The sequence below is a fragment of the Chitinophaga sp. S165 genome (assembly GCF_003182155.1).
In the GTDB taxonomy this organism is placed as follows: Bacteria; Bacteroidota; Bacteroidia; order Chitinophagales; family Chitinophagaceae; genus Chitinophaga.
This window is the reverse complement of record NZ_QGTG01000008.1, coordinates 352938-374541: the sequence shown is the minus strand read 5'-3', so window position 1 is coordinate 374541 and position 21604 is coordinate 352938. Positions and strand designations below refer to the sequence as shown.

The window sequence follows — 21604 nt, the reverse complement described above, 5'->3', positions numbered from 1 at the left end:
CTGTTAATCTCTCCAATGCACTATATCATACGGATAGTATGGATTGTCTTTGAAGCTGCTGTCATCCAGTCCCATGACTTTTACTACAGCGGCAACATCCCATGCCCAGTAACCGCTATATCCCTTATCGCGGGCGTGTGTATTGAACCAGGGAGAGCCTTTCCGTAACTCATACCATTTCCCTAGATATTCTCTCACAGCATTTTCAGCATCGGCTTTTGGTAGCTGTGTAATGTCAAAAAGCGGCTGGTATATTGCGGGAAACAGCGTCGCACCAATATCTGAAGGGGCATTATTCAATCTGCGTCTTACCAGGTACCAGAGCAATGCATCCGGCTTCCAATTCTCAGGACCTTCACTATCTGCCCGTTCTATATATTGTTCCAGTCTACGGAAATCAGACGCAGGAATATCCAGTAAGATGCCCCATGAAACCATATTAAGCAGGTCTTCATAAGTAGGATCGTTTTTATCCCAGCCTTTCACGTAATTATCCAGGGACCTTTTATAGATATCTACCAGGCCATCCACCTGCTTGCCCGCAGAATATTCGAGTTCCAGTATTTTATTCAACTTACCAGCGAAAGACCAGTAATAAAACGGGTCGGGCTGTTGCGGAGGTTTCTTCTCCATCTCTTCCGCTATCTGCTCAAAGCGCGTTACTTCCTTCTGGAAATAAGCCCCATCCTTAAACTGAGCCCTTACCTTTGTAGTTTGCTGTCCTCCACCGCTTCCAAAAATTTTGCTGAATATTCCCATAACTTATTGATTGAAGCTAAAATAACTAAAATAACCAATCCACCAACTTAGCACCTGCACCACTGCCGACTATTCCGCCGATAACACCACCGACGATACCTCCTACCACCGTACCTACTCCCGGACATATAGCAGTACCTATAACCGCGCCAATTTCTGCGCCTGCCCAGGCTCCGGCTGCCCCTCCGATAGCAGATCCCGTAGCCTGTTGGGTCTTATCTCCAAACTCGCCCTCCTCATTGTAAGCAGAAGCGATACTGAAGGCATCAATGGCAATCCCGACAACAATAAATCCCCTGCCTACCACCTTTCCGGTTGTTTTAAGTGCAGGCGTGGATTCCATAAACTGGGCGCCCTTCCACAAGGCATTATTTGCTTTGGTAGCGGCCGCACTTTCCCGTATACCTTTTGACATATTAGAATTAGCCAAAGCCTGTACAGGCGACGAATTCCGCAAAGATGAACGGGCGGCGTCTATCATCTGCCCGGCACGGGTACGTGGTTTTATTTCCAGCTCCTCAAACTGGCCTCTCGTCGTCTTCTTTCCATCAGTGTTATGGGTTTCAGAAGATAACCCTTCTCTGATATTTCCCTTTTCATTTTTATCCGTGTATATCACTTCCCTTTCCAGGGTACCGTTCTGATTTGCGGCGCGCATCGCAGCTTCATCGCTGCTGCTGGCTATCGCTCCGTTATCCAGATGATTTTCTACCCACCTCCGGCTAAGTTCACGTCCGTTCTGCGTATCAGCGATCCTGGCCGTTCCATACTTTCCATCTGTCACCCGTGTAGTTCCATTCTTCTCGTAGGCGCCATCAATGCCACTGGCCGTTGGTTTATCGATGTTTACAACAGGATGTTCTGATCTTACATCTCTCCAGTTCTGTTCCCTATGATAAACATTATCGTTCATCTCACCGTAATTCCCCTTTCTAGCCTGGTTACCGGTCGGTGTTGTCAACTCTACTTTGCCATTTTCCACATCATAAATAACACCTCTTTGAACATAATCAATAGCACCTTTATAATTTAGCCATTGTGCAGCTATACCAAAGCCTGTAAATCCAAAATCAAAAAAGCTGCCGTTGGGTATTGAGAAATCGACTTTGACCTTTCCCCCCTGTTTGCAAAGTAAGTTTGCATCTTCGAATACCAGTTTGTAACCGTTTACCTTGACGCCCTGATTACACTTATCCCAGTATACGGGATCTAATTTGCAAGGGCCGCCGGTAACAGAACATCTTCCAAAGGGCTTTACATTTTCTCCGGGGATCATATCCGCCTCACTTACCATTTTCTCACCGTATATCTTCGAATTATTATCGTGGGTAACAGCTATCTGTGTGGGCGATTGTCCTTTATCGCACGTGAGCCAGGACTTGTCCGGGATGTATTTCTTACTCATATTATCCGGTTTATAAAGAATGGTTTTTAAAAAGGTACTGCCGATTCCCTTTTAAGGTTTTCAAATATGGAGCGCTGTTCATGGAATGACTGCTCTGAAAGCTTTTTGATCTGATGAGCGGAGGTTACACTATACCAGTCGGCTACTGCTGTTTCCAGGAACAGTTCTGCATTTGTCAGACTTCCTTCTTCCGAAAAATCATATTGCTCTTCCAGTGTTACATTCAGCGTTGCATCGATGTTATATATGTGGGTGAGGTCTTTCAACATCCTGGAAAATGCATTACGGTCAAACAACGTTTTGTTCAGAGACGCCGTCACTGTCATCTCAGACAATCTGCTTTTATCCCGTACAGAAGGAGTAACGGTACGTTGCAGGTCCAGCGGGAGATCTATATTGCCGAAATATTTCTTCAGGGTAAGCAGCTCTTCTTCTTTTTTTTCAAAGGAACGGAACCATTGCTGAAAAAAGAAACGCCAGCTACTGTAGCCATCAAAAGAAGCGAGCAAACGCGGCTTGTCAGTGAGCAGCTTAGATGTTTCTTCCAGTAAAGGAATAACAAACTCTTTAGGGTACTTTTTTTTGATGTTACGCTCAAACCCTGTCTCCAGCTTCAGCTTTAACGTGTTAAACCGGAGGAGGTCTTTTAACCGGCCTGCTGCATCTGTTTTGAATAACAGGTCCGACTGCAGTTCATCCATGTCGCCGCTATAATAGTGGATCAGAGAACTGCCCTTCATCACCTGGTCATAGAGCTTGTATTCGAAAACAAGGTGGTCAGGCTGCTGGTCCACTACTGTGAAACTGATCAGCTTATCCTGCACGAATTCGAGTTTTTTGTTTCCTATGGTGGTTTTATTGGCGCTGGTTACCAGGAAATATTCTTTTACCCGGTTTGCCGGTATTATTCTTTTCATCATCAAGCCTGATTGATTTCCACAGAATCGGACCCATACACAAAAGTGGATGTACCTCCACCTAAATTGGTTTTGATACTACCTTTAAATTTAGCTTCGCCGGTTTCACTCTCAACACTTACATCACCTGTTTTAGCAATCGTGTGTATCTTACCGTCGTTCGCAGTTGTAAAGATCCCTTCCTTTGTGATTTCGATACTATTACCGCCAACCTGGATGATGATCTTTGTCTTACCATCCAGCACAATGTTACCGCCTGCATCCATGGATAGGATGCTTTGCGGTGGTGCATCTTTGGTACCACCTACATTGATGACGTTCGTGCTGCCTGCGTTAATGAGGTTACTGGCGCCTGCATTCAGGGTATTATTATTGTTGGTATTTGTTACTGCATTACCGGCTCCATCAAACTTCATATCTGCCCCACCTTTATCGGTCAGATGAACACTTCCCTCCTTGTCGTTCAGTATGAGTTTATTGCCACTACGGCTTTGCAGGGCTTTAACATCATTGCCGGCGTTACTGAAGGTATTACCAGCTGCTCTGTGATAAACGGAGCCGATCACAAAGGGCTTCGTGGCTACATCTCCTTCAAAGCCGATAATAACCTCCTCCCCTGTTTCAGGAATAAAGAACTGTCCTTTTCCGCCACCGGCGTGTGGTGTGGTTACCCGTATCCACGGGCTCTTCTCCGTGTCGTTCATCCAATGGAACTTCACACGGATGCGGCCCAGTCCGAGCGGATCATGATTATCCTTCACGATGGCGCTTTGCGTTTCGCAAAGTGGCTCTGCCGGTATTGCTACCGGAGGTAACTTGACCGTTGCCGGTATTGCCGTAAAGTCGTTTTCGTAATTGCCTTTTGCGTTCACCCGATGGTTGATACTGGTTACACGATATTGCCCGTATCCTTCAGTCTCACCACCCCCAAAGAGGTTGCTGCCGCTGATATCTATCGTGTCTCCCAACGTTAACTGTGGCGTACCGCAATGACCGGTAGCGTGCACTGTCCGGCTGCTTTCTACGGCGCTTCTCAATGTGGCCAGTTCATCCTGCTGTTTCTTGTTATTGGCGTAGCGATAGTTCCACTGTTTAGGCTGTGTATCATACAGCTTGCGGCTTGACTCATAAACAGTCTTACCTAAACCGTTCAGGCCGGCCCGCTGTTCAACACCTTCCGGCGAGCTGACGTATACCTGGCTGCTCTGATAGTCCCAAGTCACATATCTCTGCTGGGCAGGTATCGCCTTTAGCCCAACGGCAAAGCGGCTAAGATTACTGCCATATACAAGTGATGTTTTTCTTTTGTCTTTCGGAGGACCAAATACCAGGTTGCTGCCGTTCCAGAACAACCATTCCCCGTAATTAGCGGCCATACGTTGCAGGAATTCCCATGCTGTTTCTCTATACTGTACCGTATAACCTAACATCTCAGTATATACGGGAGATACATCCGGCGACAAAAGATCTGCCGGGAAAACGGCCAGAACATCGCTAATAATATTCTTAAGGGCTTGTTTCTTCCAGCTTTTACAATGTGGCCCGCTGTCAAGTATGATAGTAGGACTGTAACCGGTAAGTATCACTTCTTCACGCTTTCCGGTGTGACGAATACTTTCCACATCTGTTATTACGCCACGGAACAGCAAAGGGACAACCGCACTTCCTCCAATGCTTAAATTGATAGCGCTGATATGGGCGTCAAAGGTAGCGCCGATCAGATCTTTTGATCTCGTCAGCAATCCCGCATGGCCGTCAATCGCTTCAGCCGGGCATGCCAGTGTAAAACGGTGATGTGAAAAAAGGTCCTGATTTAATGTAAAAGAATTAAAAATTGTAAGCGGTTGTTCATCAATATGGAATATGGTTTCGGTTAACTGCGACATATAACAATTTTTGGGTTTGGGTTATTCTAATATAGGCAAATTTCAGAAATCGGGAATACTAAATTGCGTACAATTCAATTAATTATCTTTTATATAACGCTTAGAAGGGGTTACAAATTATTATTAACTATTTTCCATTACCAGTTATCCGTTTCAGAAAATTCTGCATTAAACCCAGGATGACAGGTTCCGCTTCATCCAGGGCAAAATGGCCGCCTTCAACAATATGCACTTCTGCATCCGGCACATCATCTTTATACTTCCAGGCCCCCGCTACAGTAAAAGACGGATCAAATTTTCCCCATATGACCTGCATTTTCGGCTGATGTTTTTTCAGCCATTCCTGCCATTTAGGATATGATTTGACGTTATTCTGATAATCGTAGAACAGGTCAAGCTGAATGTCTGCCATTCCTGGCTTATTCAGGAAAAGATATTCATCGGTATAGCTGTCGGGATCAATCTTTTCAGGTGTAGGCGTTGTTCCGATGTGTCTTTGTTTTGTGGCTTCGAAGCTGATGAAGTTCTTTTTTACAGCCTCATTATATTTCTCCCTGTCAGCCCAGAAAGCCTTTCTGGCGTCCCATAAAGGTGAAAGTCCTTCATTATGGCTAACCGCATTCTGAACAATGATGGCCTGTATCTTTTCAGGATTTCTTTCCGCTATCCGCATACCAATTGGCCCGCCATAATCCTGTTGTACAAGTATAAACTTCGTCAGTTTCAACTCAGCAATAAATTTTTCTACGTAATCTGTCAGATTATCGAAGGTATACTTAAAACTATCAGCCGAAGGCTGACTGCTGTGTCCAAACCCTATATAGTCAGGAGCGATCACGTGATAGTTCGCCGACAGTTCTTCCAACAGTGGCTGCCACATACGGGACGAAGAAGGAAAGCCATGCAGGAAAAGAATAACCGGCCTATTACTACTGCCTCCCTCTCTGTAAAAGATATCGTACTTGCCGATAGTAACAGTTTTGTATAAGATCGTGTTGGTTATATTGCCGGAAGACTTACTGCGTGTTGGCTTTTGCTGCTCCATTGTATGACTTTTATCCTGGGAAAAAAGAAAGGCGTTTGCTGACAGCAGGAACAATAACGTGATGAAGATATTCTTCAGTGACAATCTCATATAATTTAGTCTTTTTTAAGATTAATAGTTGAGCCGGGTAGTAATCGGCCCAAAGAACCATCACCCTGAACCAACACGCCACCTGGCAAAGCTACCAATACATTTTCAATAGCTGAACAGTTGAACAAACCGGAAGTTATCTAGTCCCTCCATCTACAGGTTTTTTTTACGGTTAACATTGTCTTCTTTATAGCTGTCAATTGGATTATTATTTTTTCAGAATAAATTTATGCTGTGCTTACAGAAAAACCATCCGGATGATGGTTATATTGAATAAACCTAATAGTAAAGTAAATTGAACCTAATAGCAAAAGAGGACATATACCATGCTTCTACAGCAATAACAATGAAACGCATAATTCGTATTCGAAACGCCAACCTCTGTCAGTCAAAATAAAACCAGGAGCATAATTATGGCTGTTCATTCTGATTGAATACCGGTTCTATAAACCGTAAAACAGCGCTATGCCAATAGGTTCAGGATGTACATTGACAATCACCATCTTTGGATACATCATCGTTTAGGACGAATCGCAATTAGTTAAATCACCAGAAAAATGTAATGTTCATGAAGCTCAAGCCAAATGTAATCGACCAGTACCCCAATATGGAAAATTTAAAAGTATTCGCAGATGACCTTTCAGGACTCGCTATTATGAACAATCAGCTTACTGATGTTCGTATTATGGAAAGCCTGAAAATTGCTGGTGTGACCTCTCTCTTAACTGGTACTTCATATACTGACTACCCGTTTGAAGAATACCGTCGTAAAAGATCAAACAGTATGCTGCATTTCTATGATCATATAAGAGAAGCCATAAAAAAGATCGAGGCCTTAGAAGCGCTTATTCAGGAAAAAGTGTCGCCCGATGCCTACGGACAATGCCCCAGGCAAGGCCCCAAGACAAGTTATATGGTTTTCAGGAATCAGAAATATACTACGATCAAAACTGAAAATATCGCGTTCTTCTATATTAAAAACAATTATACCTTCCTCACATGTTTTGATAAGCAGGAATATATGTTAAATCAATCTCTTGATCAGATAGCATGCACCGCCTCTCCCAGTGACTTCTTCCGCATTAACCGGCAATACCTGGTCAATTTCAGTGCTATTAAAGAAGTAGAACATTACATGGCAAGGAAGTTACATGTTAAGTTGGTGGTTGATGCTCCTGACAAGTTGCTTATCAACAAGGAAAAAACACACAGCTTCCTCGAGTGGATGGACGCCCGTTAAGGCATGTTCCGTTTTGTACAATTTTGAAGTTTGAGCGCATGTTACTTTTACAACATGAAAAACAAAATTATCCACATCAAACTACAAACTATGAAACGGAACCTGTTCAGTTATTTAGCTGCCATTCCTACCATCTTCAATATGAAAAGGACTGTTCTGGCAGTTGCAACAGTCTTATACTCTCTATCTGCCATTGCTACGCCCGGCGATGCATTACTCCGGCAATTCAATCTTGCATTTCCTGATGCACAGTATATCAGATGGACAGCATCTGAAGCTTATCATATTGTATCTTTTATCCGGAACAATACACAGTGCAGGATATGGTATGACCAGAAAGGCACGCTTGTTTATTCATTAAGATACTGCCAGGAAGATGAATTACCCCTGCCTGTGTTAGCGGCGGTGAAGAAAAGGTATCATGATAAGCATATTGAGGGAGTTACGGAAGTTACTAACCAGCAAGGCACAACTTATGAGCTTGCGCTGAGTGATGCAAAGAAGTGGTATGTGATCAGCGTTACTGACCGAGGAAATATATCGCCTAAAAATGCTTTCCGGAAACAGGAATAACCAGTAGTACCAACTGGTTTTCCCTATTCCTGTTGTAGTGAAATGCAATTTCTGCTGTCTGTAAGAAAATTTATAGCTATCTTCGCGCTTTATGCAACAAATATCTCTTACTTCTTCTTCATCTGTCACCACAATGATTGTGGCGTAATGCAGCATGTATAGCCTTCCTGGCTAATGGTGACTGCATCACTTTCCCGATTTTATTATTCATCTTAACCCTGGCAGTTTGCGCGGAATAAAAGTTCTGTGATCAGACCATTACATCACTTTATTATAGTCGATGGCATTGGCCTATTGCCAGATCTATACACAATCATATGTTACAGACAGCAAGACTCATTATACAACCACTTACTTACGATCAACTGGTAAAATACATTCGTGCGGACCATTCTCTTGAAGCGGAACTCCAGCTGAAGCCGGTATCTATGACCATTTCAGAGGACCTTAAAGATGCTTTGGAACAGGCAATTCTGCCCAATGTAGCCGACAGCCAGCGGAATTATCTTTATTATACACTCTGGACTATCATTTCCAGGGATGAAAACAACATGGTCGGCGACATCTGCTTTGTCGGTGAGCCAAATGAAGCCGGAGAAGTGGAGATCGGTTACGGGACTTATGAACATCAACGTGGGAAAGGCTACATGACGGAAGCCGTAAAAGCGATGATAGAATGGACGGCACAACAGCCTGGCATTAAGGGCATCATAGCTTCTACCCTGAAAGACAATACCCCCTCCTATGCTGTGTTGCAGAAGAACGGGTTTATGAAAACAGGTGAATCGGCCGATTTGTTTCATTGGAGGCATAATATCCGTTAGATTATCATACAACCAAAAAGCCCTTTTAAGATTGTCTTAAAAGGGCTTTTGTTATGATGTTATATCCTTGTTCAGGACCTGAATGCTACCGGCGAAAAAGAAGCCTGTTTCTTGAAGAAGTTCGAAAAGTGAGCCGGATCGTCAAAACCCAACGTGTAAGCAATCTCCGACACACTCCAATCCGTTTGTTTCAACAGGATCTTTGCTTCCTGTACGATCCGTTTACTGATAATATCGGTAGTTGTTTGCCCTGTCACTTCTTTCAGCACCTTATTCAGATGATTGACATGCACCGCCAGCCTGTCTGCATAATCCTTAGCCGCACGAAGCATCAGGCGCTGCTGTGAAGACTCTATTGGGAACTGGCGCTCCAGCAATTCCGCAAATAAAGAAGATATCCGCTCAGAGGCACTATGGACAGGGTCCAGCACGGACATAGGCTGCAACTTCTGTCCGAAGTGAATCACCTCCAGGATGAGGTTACGCAACAGGTCGAATTTGTAGATATAATCAGAAGCCAGCTCTTTTTGCATTTTCCTGAATATATACTCCAGTTCCGTCCGTTCCTCCTGTGATAATTCGAATATGGGAAGCGCTCCCGGTTTGAATATCGGCAGATCATCCAGTACAACCCCTACTTTATTCCTCGATAAAAACTCTTCTGTGAAAATGAAGAACATCCCTGTCTGGTTATCATCCTCCGGGACCCAGTGATAAGGGATCTTAGGTGTGGCGAAGATCAAACCTCCTTCCTGAATATCAACCACCTTATCTGCGTATTCCGCCCTGCTCTTTCCCTTGAGCAGACTAACCTTGTAGTAAGATCTTCTGCTGTAAGGCATGATGCGGGAACCTGTTTTCTTATCGAACAGCGTCTCTATTTCGAATATATTGAAATGTCCCACTTCCTTCTCGATACCGGCCGGATATTCGGCCTGTGATTTCTGATAAAAGTCCTCTATAGATGATTTAGAGATCATATCCAGTGCCACATTTACCTTAAAGTTAGCACTTTTATCAGATCTCTGGTCGACTCCTGCCAGCAGCAGGTCAGAGGCGCATTCCACCGGATACTTCTATGCGTTGAGCAGTCATCCACCTGGCGTCATCCGTACATAAGAAAGCTACAACACCGCCAATGTCTTCAGGCAATCCGGCGCGACCAAGTGCCGTCATATCCTTTACCATTTTGTTCACTTCCGGGTTATCCCTTACAACACCTCCTGAGAAGTCGGTCGCTATGGCCCCTGGTGCTATCACATTTGATCTGATGCCCCGGGGGCCCAGCTCTACCGCCAGATAGCGGGTAAATGCCTCTATTGCTGCCTTCATTGATCCATATGCTGAATACCGGGCTAATGTCATGCGGGTATGGCCTGAGGAGATGTTAATGATACCGCCGCCGTCATTTATTAAATTTAAAGCCCCTTGTGTCAGGAAATACACGCCCTTAAAGTGGACATTCAACAGTTCATCGAACATCTGCTCAGACACCTCGCCAAGCGGTGCGTTACGGCCGATCCCTGCATTGTTGACCAGAAAGTCAAACCTGTCGGTGTTGAAAGTATCCTTTAATACGGCCTTCAACTGCGTGAAAAAAACATCAAAGCTATTTACGTCACCTGCATTCAGTTGCAGTGCTGCGGCCTTGCGACCTTTCTCCTGCACCAGTTTTACCACGTTACGGGCGTCTTCCTCCCGGCTAATGTAGGTGATGATCACATCAATACCCTTTTCCGCGATCCTGATCGCCATGTCTCTTCCCAAACCACGGCTACCGCCGGTTATCAAAGCTATTTTGCTCTTGTTTTCCATCTTTATATTTTTTTTATCTTGATGGAACAAAGTTCGGACAGGATGCAGGATCCATCCTTGAGGATATCAATCCATTACTTGCAAATTTCAAATAACCCTTATCAGTGGCTGATCCTACAGCGTCAAAGCCACATTAAAAACTTTAACATATCATTTCATTTTTTCCGCATTGCGCAAACCATTTTCCCAATTTGATAAACCATCTCCTGTGCCGCCCCTTAATTTTGCGGCGCGTTTACAATATTTCTATTCATCGCCTAATCAGCTCATATGCGTACTAAATTTAACCAACTGACAGGATTGTTGTGTCTATTATGTTTTATGTTCATCGCCAAACCGGCTTTCTCTATCGATGATCCTCTTTCTGCTATTAAAGGAACTGTTGTAACCGGAGATGGCACCCCTGCCGCCTACGTAGCAGTACAGATCAAAGAAAAGAACAGAGGTACTGTGACCAATGAAAAAGGAGAATTTTTATTTAAGAGAATGCATCCCGGTCATTACACGCTGCAGGTAATGCTGATCGGTTATAAAGTTGTTACAAAAGAAGTAGACGTTGTGCAGGATGAGATCGTAAATGTTACTGTACAGCTGGAAGCTACCAACCAGCAGCTACAGGAAGTGATCATCAACAGCGCCAGAAATAAATATAAAACGGAAGCTGTATCAGGATCTCTTCGTCTGAAAACACCCATACTGGAAATACCACAGAATATCCAGGTGATCTCCGCCAGCCTGTTGGCCGATCAGCAGACATTCGACATCGTGGATGGTATTACCCGTAACGTAAGTGGCGCCACCCGTGTCGGTCACTGGGATAACCAATACGCACAGATCCGCATGAGAGGTTCCAAGATCCCTGCTTTCCGTAACGGGATGAATATTGAAGCAAGCTGGGGCCCTACAGCTGAAGATGCAGCAATGATCGAGCGTATTGAGTTCGTGAAAGGCCCTGCAGGTTTTATGCTGGCTGCAGGCGAACCTGGTGGCTTCTATAATGTGGTTACCAAAAAACCTACCGGCGCCACTAAAGGCTCTGCCAACATCAGCATGGGTAGCTTCAGCACTTATCGTGCAGCTCTCGACTTTGACGGTAAACTGAGCAAAGATGGTAAACTGTTGTACAGACTGAACGTTGCCGGCCAGCAGAAAGATTTCTATACCAAATACAATTATAGCAACCGTTACCTGTTTGCTCCGGTATTAAAATACCTGGTAGATGATAAAACTTCCATCACCGTAGAATATACCTTCCAGGGTTCTAAATATCTCGGCAATGGTAACTACCAGTTCTCCAAGAATAAATTACTTGATGAAGGTATCAGCAATGACTTCTTCTATGGCGATCCATCACTGGAGCCAGGAAAACTCAGAGACCATAGCGCCTATGTTTATTTAGACCATCAACTGAGTGAAAATTGGCAGGCGCATGCCCAGGTCGCCTATTTCAACTTTAGCATGGTTGCCAACAGCGTGTGGGCAAACAGCGTGAAAGAGAACGGCGACATGGACCGTTATTTCAGCATCGGTGATGAAGCAGGTGAAAACAGGTTCGCACAGATGTCTCTTTCGGGAGAAGAATATACCGGCGGTGTTCGTCACAGAATTCTGGCAGGTATTGATATGGGTAACAAAAAGTTCTGGGGCGACTTCCGTACACTGGAACCTAACCTGAGACTGAAAGATTCTATCTTCAATGTGTACCACCCTGTTTATGGTATTCCATTCGATTCTATTCCTGTAATAGACCGTTCACAAAGTGTAAGAACAAGAGCGGGGGCCAGCAACTACATTTCATCTGTGAACTATACATCTGTATATGCACAGGATGAACTTGGGTTCTTCGATAACAAACTGCGCTTATCACTAGGACTGCGTTTCACTTATGCTGAAACAGTTGGTAAATTCAAAGCTGCAGAAATACAAGACAAGGTATTCTCTCCACGTGTAGGTCTTAGCTACTCTATTGATAAAACAACTTCTGTATACGCCTTGTATGATCAGTCATTCGTACCACAGTCAGGTCTGGATTCTAACCTGCAGGCATTCCAGGCTATCAGAGGTAATGATATAGAAGCTGGTATTAAGAAAGAATTCTTCAATGGCCGTTGGGTAGCATCATTGACCGGTTACCGCATCGCGCGTCAGAATGCTAAAGTGGGTCTTGGTATCAATGATAGCCGCGGCGCTCCGGTATCTGTTGCACTGGGTGAAACAGTAACGAAGGGTATTGAAGCCGATATCAACGGTGAAATTGTACCAGGTTTGAATGTTAATATTAATTACGCATATACTGATTCTAAAATAACAAAAGATGCTCCTGGTAAACCGGAAGCAACAACAACAGTAGGTAATATTACACCGAATACTGCTGCACATGTTACCAACGGTTGGTTGTCTTACCGTATCGGTCATGGCGCACTGACAGGTTTCGGAGCTTCTGCAGGTATCCAATGGCAGGCAGAACGTGCTGTAGGAACAAACACAAAGGAATCTAACATTCCTAACTACTTCCGTACAGATGCTGGTCTGAACTACGCCAGAGGAAAATATACCATCGGTGTGCTCGTGAACAATGTACTGGATGACCGTAAACTGCTGACTGCAGCATCTCTGCCAGCAAATGCATCCGGCTACTATTCCTACATTGTGGAGCCTCGCCGTAACTTCCGTATGACGATCGGTTACAGATTCTAAAACCTACATCTCCCTTATACAAAACGCGATTGTTGCACATGCAACAATCGCGTTTTACTTTATACACATACTAGTTTCAGTAACCCACCCGTCTATTCCATATAACATATAGACCACTCATCCCAGCTTTTCATGTCTCATTTAAAGGAATTGTTATGCTATTGTAAAGTGCTTTGATCCATGCATTGCTTGTAGATACTTTTGCATCTCAGATCATAGCTATGGTTCTTTGAAAACATCACAATCTCTCCCTCCAGCAATCCTTAACAATTAAATTACATGAAGAGAATGTATTTTTTAAAATTAAGGTCATTCTGCAACATGGCGGGTAAGGCGCTCCCTGCTTTACTTTTCGCAATGTTCCTGAGTTTTACAACTTTCGCTCAGACGAATGGCACTATTAAAGGTATAGTAACAGACGAGAACAATGCACCTCTTCCCGGGGTGACCGTTTCCATCAAAGGAACAAGTAACGGGACAATTACAAATGCAAACGGAGCCTACACAATTGTCGCTAAAGGACAGGAAGATGTGATCCTCTTTACTTTAATGGGATCGCTTCCAAAAGAAATTATTGTCGGAGACAAAAAAGTGATCAATGTAACACTCGTTACTGATACAAAACAATTGAAAGATGTAGTGGTGATCGGTTATGGCACCGCCAGTAAAAAAGATGTCACAGGTTCAATCACTACTATCAAATCAGAAGAATTTAATCAGGGCGTACTCACTACTCCAGCCGAATTATTACAAGGTAAAGTAGCTGGTCTGAACGTGACCAAGAGCGGCGACCCTAACGCGGCTCCTTCTGTGGTACTCAGAGGACCTTCCACTATCCGTACTACCGGTGGTGCAATGGAACCCTTCTATGTAATAGACGGCGTACCTGGCGCCTCCATCGATCTGCTGGCCCCTGCCGATATTGAAAGCATCGATGTATTAAAAGATGCTGCCGCTACCGCTATCTATGGTGCGCGTGCTGCTAATGGCGTGATCATCGTTACGACCAAGAAAGCAAAAACAGGCCAGACAAGACTTTCCTACAATGCTTATGTAGCTATGGAAGAAGTATCTAAACAACTGGACATGCTGACTGGTGATGAACTGCGTGACTATCTTAAAAAGAACGGCCAGACCTTAATTCCTGTATTGAATGATGACGGTTCCAACACGAACTGGCAGAAACTCGTGGAAAGAAAAGGCTATTCTACCAATCATAACGTTTCTTTCGGTGGTTCCAATGCCAACACTGAATATGGCGGTAGTTTCAACTATCTGAAAAACGACGGCATCCTTAAGAACACATCCCTGGAACGTACTACTGTAAGGGGTTACGTTAACCAGCGTTTCTTTGATAACCGTTTCCGTTTAGGATTGACGGTTACCAACAGCCACACTAAAAGTAATGACATTGTACAATCACAGGTATTGTCTAACATGTTATTCTACCTACCAACTGTAAGCCCTTTCAATCCGGATGGCACTTACAAAGAATACTATGCAAGGACCGGTAGCGGTACGCTGAATCCATTATCACTGATCGATAACAACTTCATCAAAACTGATGATAACAAAACATTGATCACTGGTCTGGCACAGGTTGATATCATCAAAGGTCTGAAATATACTTTATCTCTCTCCAGCCAGAGGAACCAGAACAACTACAACAGTTATTTCAACCATGCTTCAGGCCTGGCTGTTAACCTGAATGGTCTGGCAACAAGGAAATCTTACCTGAATACGAGCACAGTAGTGGAATCTTATTTCAACTACGACAAGACCTTCGGCGCAAACAGCCTGAAATTGCTGGCTGGTTATACTTATCAGCAGGACCGTACCAATGACGGTTTCGGTATCAGCACGCAGAATTTCTCCAATGACAATCTGACTTATAACAACTTATTCCTCTCCAATCCGGCAAATACATCACAAATAGCGTTCGATAATAATCCGATCTCTACACTCAGGCTGATCTCTTATTATGGTCGCGTACAATATTCATATGCTGACAAATATCTCTTCATGGCCTCATTGAGGAATGACGGATCATCTGCATTTGGTATCAATAACCGTTGGGGATACTTTCCTGCAGTATCTGCAGGATGGAACATCAGCAGTGAGAATTTCATGAAGAACATTCCGGCAATCACGGTACTGAAGCTGAGAGCAGGTTATGGTGTATCCGGTAACAGCGCCGGTTTCAACGCATTTTCCTCCTTGCTGATATATGGTACGCCTGCAGGTAACTCCAAGTTCCTGTACAATGGCAACGTCACAAACGCTATCGGTCCTGTACGTAACGATAACCCTGACCTGAAATGGGAAGCTACTGCTACTACCAATATCGGTCTGGACTTCGGTATCCTGAAAGACAGGATCAGCGGTTCGGTTGATTATTATATCAAGAAGACTTCCGACCTGATCTATGATCAGTATCCTGTATCTACTACACAGTATTTCGTGCCTACCTATACTGCTAACGTAGGTAGTATCAAGAACAGTGGTATTGAGCTCGCATTGAGCGCTACAGTGGTGAAATCACACGGGTTTACATGGAGAACGAACATCAACCTGGCACACAACAAGAACGAGATCACTAACCTGTCTAACGAGAAGTTTGCTATTAACTACATTCAAACTGCGCAGCTGGGAGGTAAAGGACAATCGGGTAACTACAGTCAGATCATCCAGCCTGGTTATGCATTGGGTACGTTCAACCTGTGGCATTACCTGGGTAAAAACAGTGATGGCGTAAGTACTTATCAGAAAGCTGATGGTTCTGTTACTGCTACGCAGCCGCTGACCACAGATGCAAGGTTTGCAGGTAATGCACAGCCTAAACTGATGTATGGATGGAGCAACAATTTCTACTATAAGAGCTTCGATCTGAATTTTCTGGTGCGTGGTGTAACAGGCAACAAGATCCTGAATGCAACCCTGGCAGGACTGAACAACCCTGTTGATTCCAAGCTGCAGAACATTCCCCGCTTTACTACAAATGAATCATACAAAGATATCAACGCATACCTGATCTCTGACCGTTTCTTAGAAAGCGGCTCCTATCTGCGTATGGATAACCTGACACTGGGTTATACTTTCAAACCGCACACACAGGCAGTAAAGAGCATCCGTTTCTATGCCAGCGGCAATAACCTTTTTGTGATCACAAAGTATCGTGGTATAGATCCTGAGATCAACATCGGTGGTGTTACACCTGGTATTGACAACAATAACTTCTATCCTAAAACACGTACTTATATCCTGGGCCTGAGTGCTTCATTTTAATTAAGGAAATGTATGTTCCGAAAGGAGCAACAACTAAAATATTAACAGATGAAAAAGAGAAATATATTCATCGCAGCGCTTGCAGCACTGGTTACGGTTAGTGCCTGCAGAGATTTAGATGTGCCTGTTGAGTCACAATATGTAAACGGTAACTTCCCTGCTACCTCTCAGGACTATGCTGCCTTGCTCGGTACCATGTATACAAACCTGGCTTCCAACTATGCCATTGCCTACTGGCGTATGCAGGAGCTGTCGACAGATGAAGCTATCATTCCTGCAAGGGATGGTAACTTCGATGACGGTGGTCAGTACAGACAGTTGCACTATCATACCTGGACATTCGATCATCCCAATGTAACCGGTATCTGGCAGTGGGGTTTCGGTGGTATTAACAACTGTAACCGTCTGATCAATCTAACTGTAGCTTCCAACGTCGATACTACCACTAAAGCAGCTAACATTGCAGAGGTAAGAGCAGTACGTGCGTTGTACTATTTCTTCATGATGGACACTTATGGTAACGTGCCACTGATCACTGACTTCCCGGTAGCTACGTTACCGGCTACACAGCCAAGAGCAAAGATCTTCGAATTCATCGAGTCTGAGTTGAAAGCTATTGCACAACAGTTGCCGTCTAAATCAGGCAATGCCGCTACCAATGTATTGCAGTATGGCCGTCCTACAAAAGCAATGGCTTTTGCATTGCTGGCGAAGATGTACCTGAACTCAACTGTTTATACCGGTATTGAACGTAACCAGGATGTTGTTGCAATGTGCGACAGCGTTCAGACCAACACTAACTACTTCCTGGATGCCAGGTTCCGTGACATCTTCTTACCGAATAACGGTCCGCAGATCAACGAGACTATCTTCGCTATTCCTTACGACCAACAGATACCCGGTAACCAGTTCACCCGTTTCGGTTTCTATTATTACCTGGCACAGGCTTATGGCTTTAACGTAGGTCTGAGTATTGCGATGAGCACTACTCCTGAATTCTACGATCGTTTTAACCTTACTAACGATGCAAGGAACAGGACCTGGCTGCTGGGCCCTCAGTTCTATCCTGATGGCAATGGCGGTTTCACCAATCAGCCGGTATATTATCCAAACAGTACTGACCAGGTAGTGATCACGAAAGACCTGGTACTGGTACCACCAAAACCAATGGACGTTGGTAATACCATTGCCAGCCAGGCTTCAGGTGTACGTTCTATCAAGTACTACCCTGACCCTACCATTATCCAGGCCAGCCGTCTGAATGGAAATGACGTGCCGGTGTTCCGTCTGGCAGACATTTACCTGATGAAGGCAGAAGCTATCCTTCGCGGCGCAACACCAACTACCGCTAACGGCGCCTTGCAAACTCCTGACTATTTAGTTAACTTGCTGCGTACCAGGGCCGGTGCTCCGACAGCGGCAGGTATCACATTACCTCAACTGCTGGACGAACGTGCACGCGAACTGTCATGGGAAGGATGGCGCCGTAATGACCTGATCCGCTTTGGCCTGTTTGAAAAAGAATACGTTCTGCCAAATGATAACCTGAGCATGAATAAGGATGAGAGAAGAAGACTTTATCCTATCCCTATTACGGAGATCAGGCTGAATGGTAACCTGAGACAGAACCCAGGCTACGAGCAATAAACGAAATAACAGACAGTTACCTGGAACATTGCAGGTGCTGGATAATAAACGATAGATCATCAGAAACCCACAGCCGGCACTTTAAAAGGCCGGCTGTTTTAAAAAAACATATTATCATGAAGGCACTTTCAGGATTGGCATTGGTAGCAGTAATGAGCCTGCTACACAACGATGTACCGGACAGCATGAAGATGAACAGGATCCAGGTCATTGGTTCACACAATAGTTATAAGAAAGCCATTGATCCGGCATTGTTCAAAATGTTCCAACACAAGGATTCTGTATCTGCCAGCAAGATTGATTATGAACATATTCCCCTGGCTGAACAACTTGACATGGGTTTACGTAACCTGGAGATCGATGTTTATGGAGATGAGAAGGGGGGCAAATATGCACATCCTAAGGGCCTGGAATGGGCAAAAGGACAGGCGCCTTATGATGAGAAGGGTGTTATGCTCCAACCTGGATTTAAAGTATTACACGTTCAGGACCTGGACTTCCGCAATGATTATCTGACGCTGAAAGCTTGCCTCGCTGAATTGAAGGCATGGTCTGAAAAACATCCGGACCACTATCCTGTCTTCATTACGCTGGAACCAAAAGACGGAGCAGGCAAAAGCACAGAACTTACTGTACCTGAACCTTTCACCAGCGAGCTTTATGATAAACTGGACAAAGCATTGGTAGAAGGACTGGGCAAAGAACATATCATCACTCCCGATATGATCAGGGGGCAATATAATACGCTGGAAGAAGCAGTACTGCATGACAACTGGCCTGCTTTAAAAGCAGTGGAAGGCAAGTTCGCTTTCATTCTTGATGCTAAAGAGGCGAAAAGGGACCAGTATATTGCCGGTCATCCTTCTCTGAAAGGACGCATTATGTTCTCCAATTCAGAACCAGGCAATCCGGAGGCGGCTATGATGATCATCAACAACTCCAGAGATCCGAGGATCAAGGATCTGGTAACGAAAGGATACATCATCCGTACCAGGGCAGATTCGGATACTAAAGAGGCACGTGAGAATGATAAATCAAGCTTTATTGCGGCTTGTAATTCCGGTGCGCAGATCATTACTACTGATTATTATAAGAAGAGCACACATTTCAAGTCTGATTATGAGATCAGTTTTGATGGCAAGAAATATTGCAGGGTAAATCCTGTGTTTAATAATGCAGTATCAGTGAACAACAAATAGTTGGTCGTAAAACGCCTCCTCTTTGTCTTTTTCACCCCTCCTGTCTGTTGGTTTACCGCCGTAAGTTTGTATCGTTAACAACAACGACAACTAATCAAACTAAAAACTCTCTGATATGACAACGACAAAAACTGCAATTACCGTAGAAAGTACAATTGAGGCGCCAGTAGCAAAAGTATGGGAATACTGGAATGAGCCGGAGCATATTAAGAAATGGGCATTTGCTTCAGAAGACTGGCATGCACCTAAGGCAGAAAACGATCTGCGTACAGGCGGAACATTTAGCACAACGATGGCGGCAAAGGATGGCAGTTTCAGCTTTGATTTTGGTGGCGTGTATACACAGGTGAAAGAGCATAAGCTGATAGAATACACCCTGGGCGATGAGAGAAAGGTGAGCATCCTTTTCAGTAGCATCGGGGATGCTACTAAGGTGGTGGAGACATTTGAAGCGGAGGACACACACCCTGTTGAAATGCAACAGAGTGGCTGGCAGGCGATACTGGATAACTTTAAAAAGTATACAGAAGCTAACTAATTGCCGGTTGAAGTAATACAGATATTGTATTTCTTATAAATGGGGAGTTGTCTCAAAATTAATTGAGACAACTCCTTTTCTTTACTATTCGAATTGACTGACCACTAATTCTGGAAAAAGCCTGCTGCTGTGGTTGTACTTTCTACCCAGCATCCTGAACTTGCTTTCAGCACGTATTCACTCAGACCTACCCTGTTTGCTCCCGGCGCCCAATCGTAGGTGTAGCCGAGCCTTGTCCACGGGTAGTAATAATCTGTAGGGGAATTCAGGGGGCGATAGTAGGAATAAATAATATTATTGTTGAACCATGCCCTGTACTCCGGAGGGACGGTATTCACCAGTGTAGCCCCGGTGGTTGTAGTTGTGATGGCAGTATCGCCTGCAGGACGGAAGAGGCGCTCTGCATGGACCCATACCTGGGCGATGTGTGTATTACTCTGACTGTTTTTAGGCGGAAGTCCCAGCAACTGACTGATACGCTGAATGGTATCGGAGGTAGCAGTAAAAACCGGGCCTAGTTTGCGTTGCATCTGTGAAGGGATGAAGAACCAGGAGTCCCCCCAGGTAGTGGTAATGGAATCTCCGGCGGGAAAGCTTCCCGGGTACTTCATAAAGGTAGCCATCAGCACATAAGTTTGTCCGTTGATGGTTTTCCATTGCACATTGGGATTGCTGGGAGCAACAGGCCAGAGCGTGTCTATCGATTCTGAGCTGTTATCTACCATGGCATCCCTTATAGAGAGTTCATACAGTTCATTCAGATCAGGGTCGGGAGTCGGGGTATCATCGTCGTCCTTTGAGCAACTGGTGATGCCCAGGGCAAACAGAACAATAACACATGCGAATAAATAGTTGTGGAAATGAGGGTAGATGTTTTTCATTGGTTTTCTGGAATGGTCGTTGAGTAATGGTGCTAAAATTAGTATTATTTCCATTCAATCATTGGTCATTCCCAGGCCATTATTACAGGCCTTGTTCATTTTGTTCATTTTCTAATTCATATGAATTACGTAGTCTCAATGGACTGATCCTTAAAAAAATGCCTAATGGGCACGCCTTCTCCGGGTAGTATGCCAGATGCGGTGATGAGGATATTTTCTGTGGGAAGTGACGTTGTTGAAGATAAGGGCCACCAATAACAGGATCAATACGCCCGACAGGACAGGGCTCAACACATAGAGATATCCCATTGCCTTGATCTTCTCCGACCCTATATTGGCTATGAGTGCTGTCGCACCGCCCGGAGGGTGAAGTGTTTTGGTGATCTGCATCATTACAATGCACAGGGCTACGGAAAGTGCTGCGGACAGCCATAATTCGCCCGGGATCAGTTTATGCACAGTAACCCCTACCAGGGCACAGATCACATGTCCGCCCACCAGGTTCCGTGGCTGGGCCAGCGGACTGTTTATAATACCATAAATGAGTACGGAAGACGCCCCGAAGGAGCCAATGAGAAAGAGGTTATCTGAAGGGGACAAAAACTTACTTTGCAGGAAGCCGATCAATCCAATTCCGGTAAATGCGCCAAGAAAAGTCCAGATATGTTCTCTGAAGTCAAGCAATGTCTCTTTATACAGCACATACCTTACCCTGCGCATGTGCCGCTTCACTTTTTTTCTCATTATTTCCCTGTATTCCCGTTAAGGGCGCAAAATTAAGACAAAATCATCCTTTACCAATA

At 44.5% G+C, this 21604-nt stretch carries 17 protein-coding genes; 8 read left to right on the top strand and 9 right to left on the bottom strand.

The features are described 5' to 3' along the window. Positions 1-3: 3 nt before the first annotated feature. The 5 genes from C7475_RS26430 to C7475_RS26410 all read right to left on the bottom strand — a co-directional run bounded on the left by C7475_RS26430 (position 4) and on the right by C7475_RS26410 (position 6102). On the bottom strand, positions 4-759 hold the full coding sequence (locus C7475_RS26430; protein WP_110056413.1) for a PoNe immunity protein domain-containing protein: 756 nt from the start codon (positions 757-759) through the stop codon (positions 4-6). A 25-nt stretch (positions 760-784) separates the two neighbouring features. Then, positions 785-2164: a PAAR-like protein gene (locus C7475_RS26425; RefSeq protein ID WP_110056412.1), complete on the bottom strand. Its 1380-nt coding sequence runs from the start codon at positions 2162-2164 to the stop codon at positions 785-787. Between the two features lie 26 nt (positions 2165-2190). Continuing rightward, positions 2191-3084 (bottom strand): hypothetical protein, encoded by an 894-nt coding sequence (locus C7475_RS26420; protein WP_110056411.1) that lies wholly within the window; start codon positions 3082-3084, stop codon positions 2191-2193. Beyond that, positions 3084-4967, bottom strand: a complete 1884-nt coding sequence (locus C7475_RS26415) for a type VI secretion system Vgr family protein (protein WP_110056410.1) — start codon at positions 4965-4967, stop codon at positions 3084-3086. Before C7475_RS26415 ends, C7475_RS26420 begins: the two co-directional genes overlap by 1 nt. Positions 4968-5094: 127 nt before the next feature. Continuing rightward, positions 5095-6102 (bottom strand): alpha/beta fold hydrolase, encoded by a 1008-nt coding sequence (locus C7475_RS26410; protein ID WP_110056409.1) that lies wholly within the window; start codon positions 6100-6102, stop codon positions 5095-5097. A 568-nt stretch (positions 6103-6670) separates the two neighbouring features. Here C7475_RS26410 and C7475_RS26405 point away from each other — a divergent pair. The 3 genes from C7475_RS26405 to C7475_RS26395 all read left to right on the top strand — a co-directional run bounded on the left by C7475_RS26405 (position 6671) and on the right by C7475_RS26395 (position 8739). Next, on the top strand, positions 6671-7342 hold the full coding sequence (locus C7475_RS26405) for a LytTR family DNA-binding domain-containing protein (RefSeq protein ID WP_158286622.1): 672 nt from the start codon (positions 6671-6673) through the stop codon (positions 7340-7342). A 90-nt stretch (positions 7343-7432) separates the two neighbouring features. Continuing rightward, entirely contained in the window at positions 7433-7915 is a 483-nt protein-coding gene (locus C7475_RS26400) for a hypothetical protein (RefSeq protein WP_146217654.1), read from the top strand. A 317-nt stretch (positions 7916-8232) separates the two neighbouring features. After that, positions 8233-8739 (top strand): GNAT family N-acetyltransferase, encoded by a 507-nt coding sequence (locus tag C7475_RS26395; RefSeq protein ID WP_110056406.1) that lies wholly within the window; start codon positions 8233-8235, stop codon positions 8737-8739. 71 nt (positions 8740-8810) lie between these two features. Here the strand turns inward: C7475_RS26395 and C7475_RS26390 are convergent, their stop codons facing one another. Further along, positions 8811-9806: an AraC family transcriptional regulator gene (locus C7475_RS26390; protein WP_233259971.1), complete on the bottom strand. Its 996-nt coding sequence runs from the start codon at positions 9804-9806 to the stop codon at positions 8811-8813. Continuing rightward, positions 9790-10554: an SDR family NAD(P)-dependent oxidoreductase gene (locus tag C7475_RS26385; RefSeq protein ID WP_110056405.1), complete on the bottom strand. Its 765-nt coding sequence runs from the start codon at positions 10552-10554 to the stop codon at positions 9790-9792. The genes C7475_RS26390 and C7475_RS26385 overlap by 17 nt, the downstream gene beginning before the upstream one ends. A gap of 270 nt (positions 10555-10824) precedes the next feature. On the opposite strand from C7475_RS26385, the gene C7475_RS26380 reads away from it, so the two are divergent. The 5 genes from C7475_RS26380 to C7475_RS26360 all read left to right on the top strand — a co-directional run bounded on the left by C7475_RS26380 (position 10825) and on the right by C7475_RS26360 (position 19920). After that, a complete protein-coding gene (locus C7475_RS26380) occupies positions 10825-13251 on the top strand; it encodes a TonB-dependent receptor (protein ID WP_110056404.1) in 2427 nt (808 codons plus the stop codon). 279 nt (positions 13252-13530) lie between these two features. Beyond that, positions 13531-16536 carry a TonB-dependent receptor gene (locus C7475_RS26375; RefSeq protein WP_110056403.1) on the top strand — a complete coding sequence of 1002 codons (3006 nt, stop codon included), beginning with the start codon at positions 13531-13533 and terminating at the stop codon, positions 16534-16536. A gap of 48 nt (positions 16537-16584) precedes the next feature. Continuing rightward, positions 16585-18183: a RagB/SusD family nutrient uptake outer membrane protein gene (locus C7475_RS26370; RefSeq protein WP_110056402.1), complete on the top strand. Its 1599-nt coding sequence runs from the start codon at positions 16585-16587 to the stop codon at positions 18181-18183. 116 nt (positions 18184-18299) lie between these two features. After that, entirely contained in the window at positions 18300-19382 is a 1083-nt protein-coding gene (locus tag C7475_RS26365; RefSeq protein ID WP_110056401.1) for a phosphatidylinositol-specific phospholipase C1-like protein, read from the top strand. Between the two features lie 115 nt (positions 19383-19497). Continuing rightward, on the top strand, positions 19498-19920 hold the full coding sequence (locus tag C7475_RS26360; protein ID WP_110056400.1) for an SRPBCC family protein: 423 nt from the start codon (positions 19498-19500) through the stop codon (positions 19918-19920). A 104-nt stretch (positions 19921-20024) separates the two neighbouring features. On the opposite strand, the gene C7475_RS26355 is transcribed toward C7475_RS26360, so the two are convergent. Both C7475_RS26355 and C7475_RS26350 read right to left on the bottom strand, forming a co-directional pair. After that, complete coding sequence (locus C7475_RS26355) at positions 20025-20801, bottom strand: hypothetical protein (RefSeq protein WP_110056399.1); 777 nt, start codon at positions 20799-20801, stop codon at positions 20025-20027. Between the two features lie 162 nt (positions 20802-20963). Beyond that, on the bottom strand, positions 20964-21545 hold the full coding sequence (locus tag C7475_RS26350; protein WP_233259970.1) for an HPP family protein: 582 nt from the start codon (positions 21543-21545) through the stop codon (positions 20964-20966). Between the last annotated feature and the right edge of the window lie 59 nt (positions 21546-21604).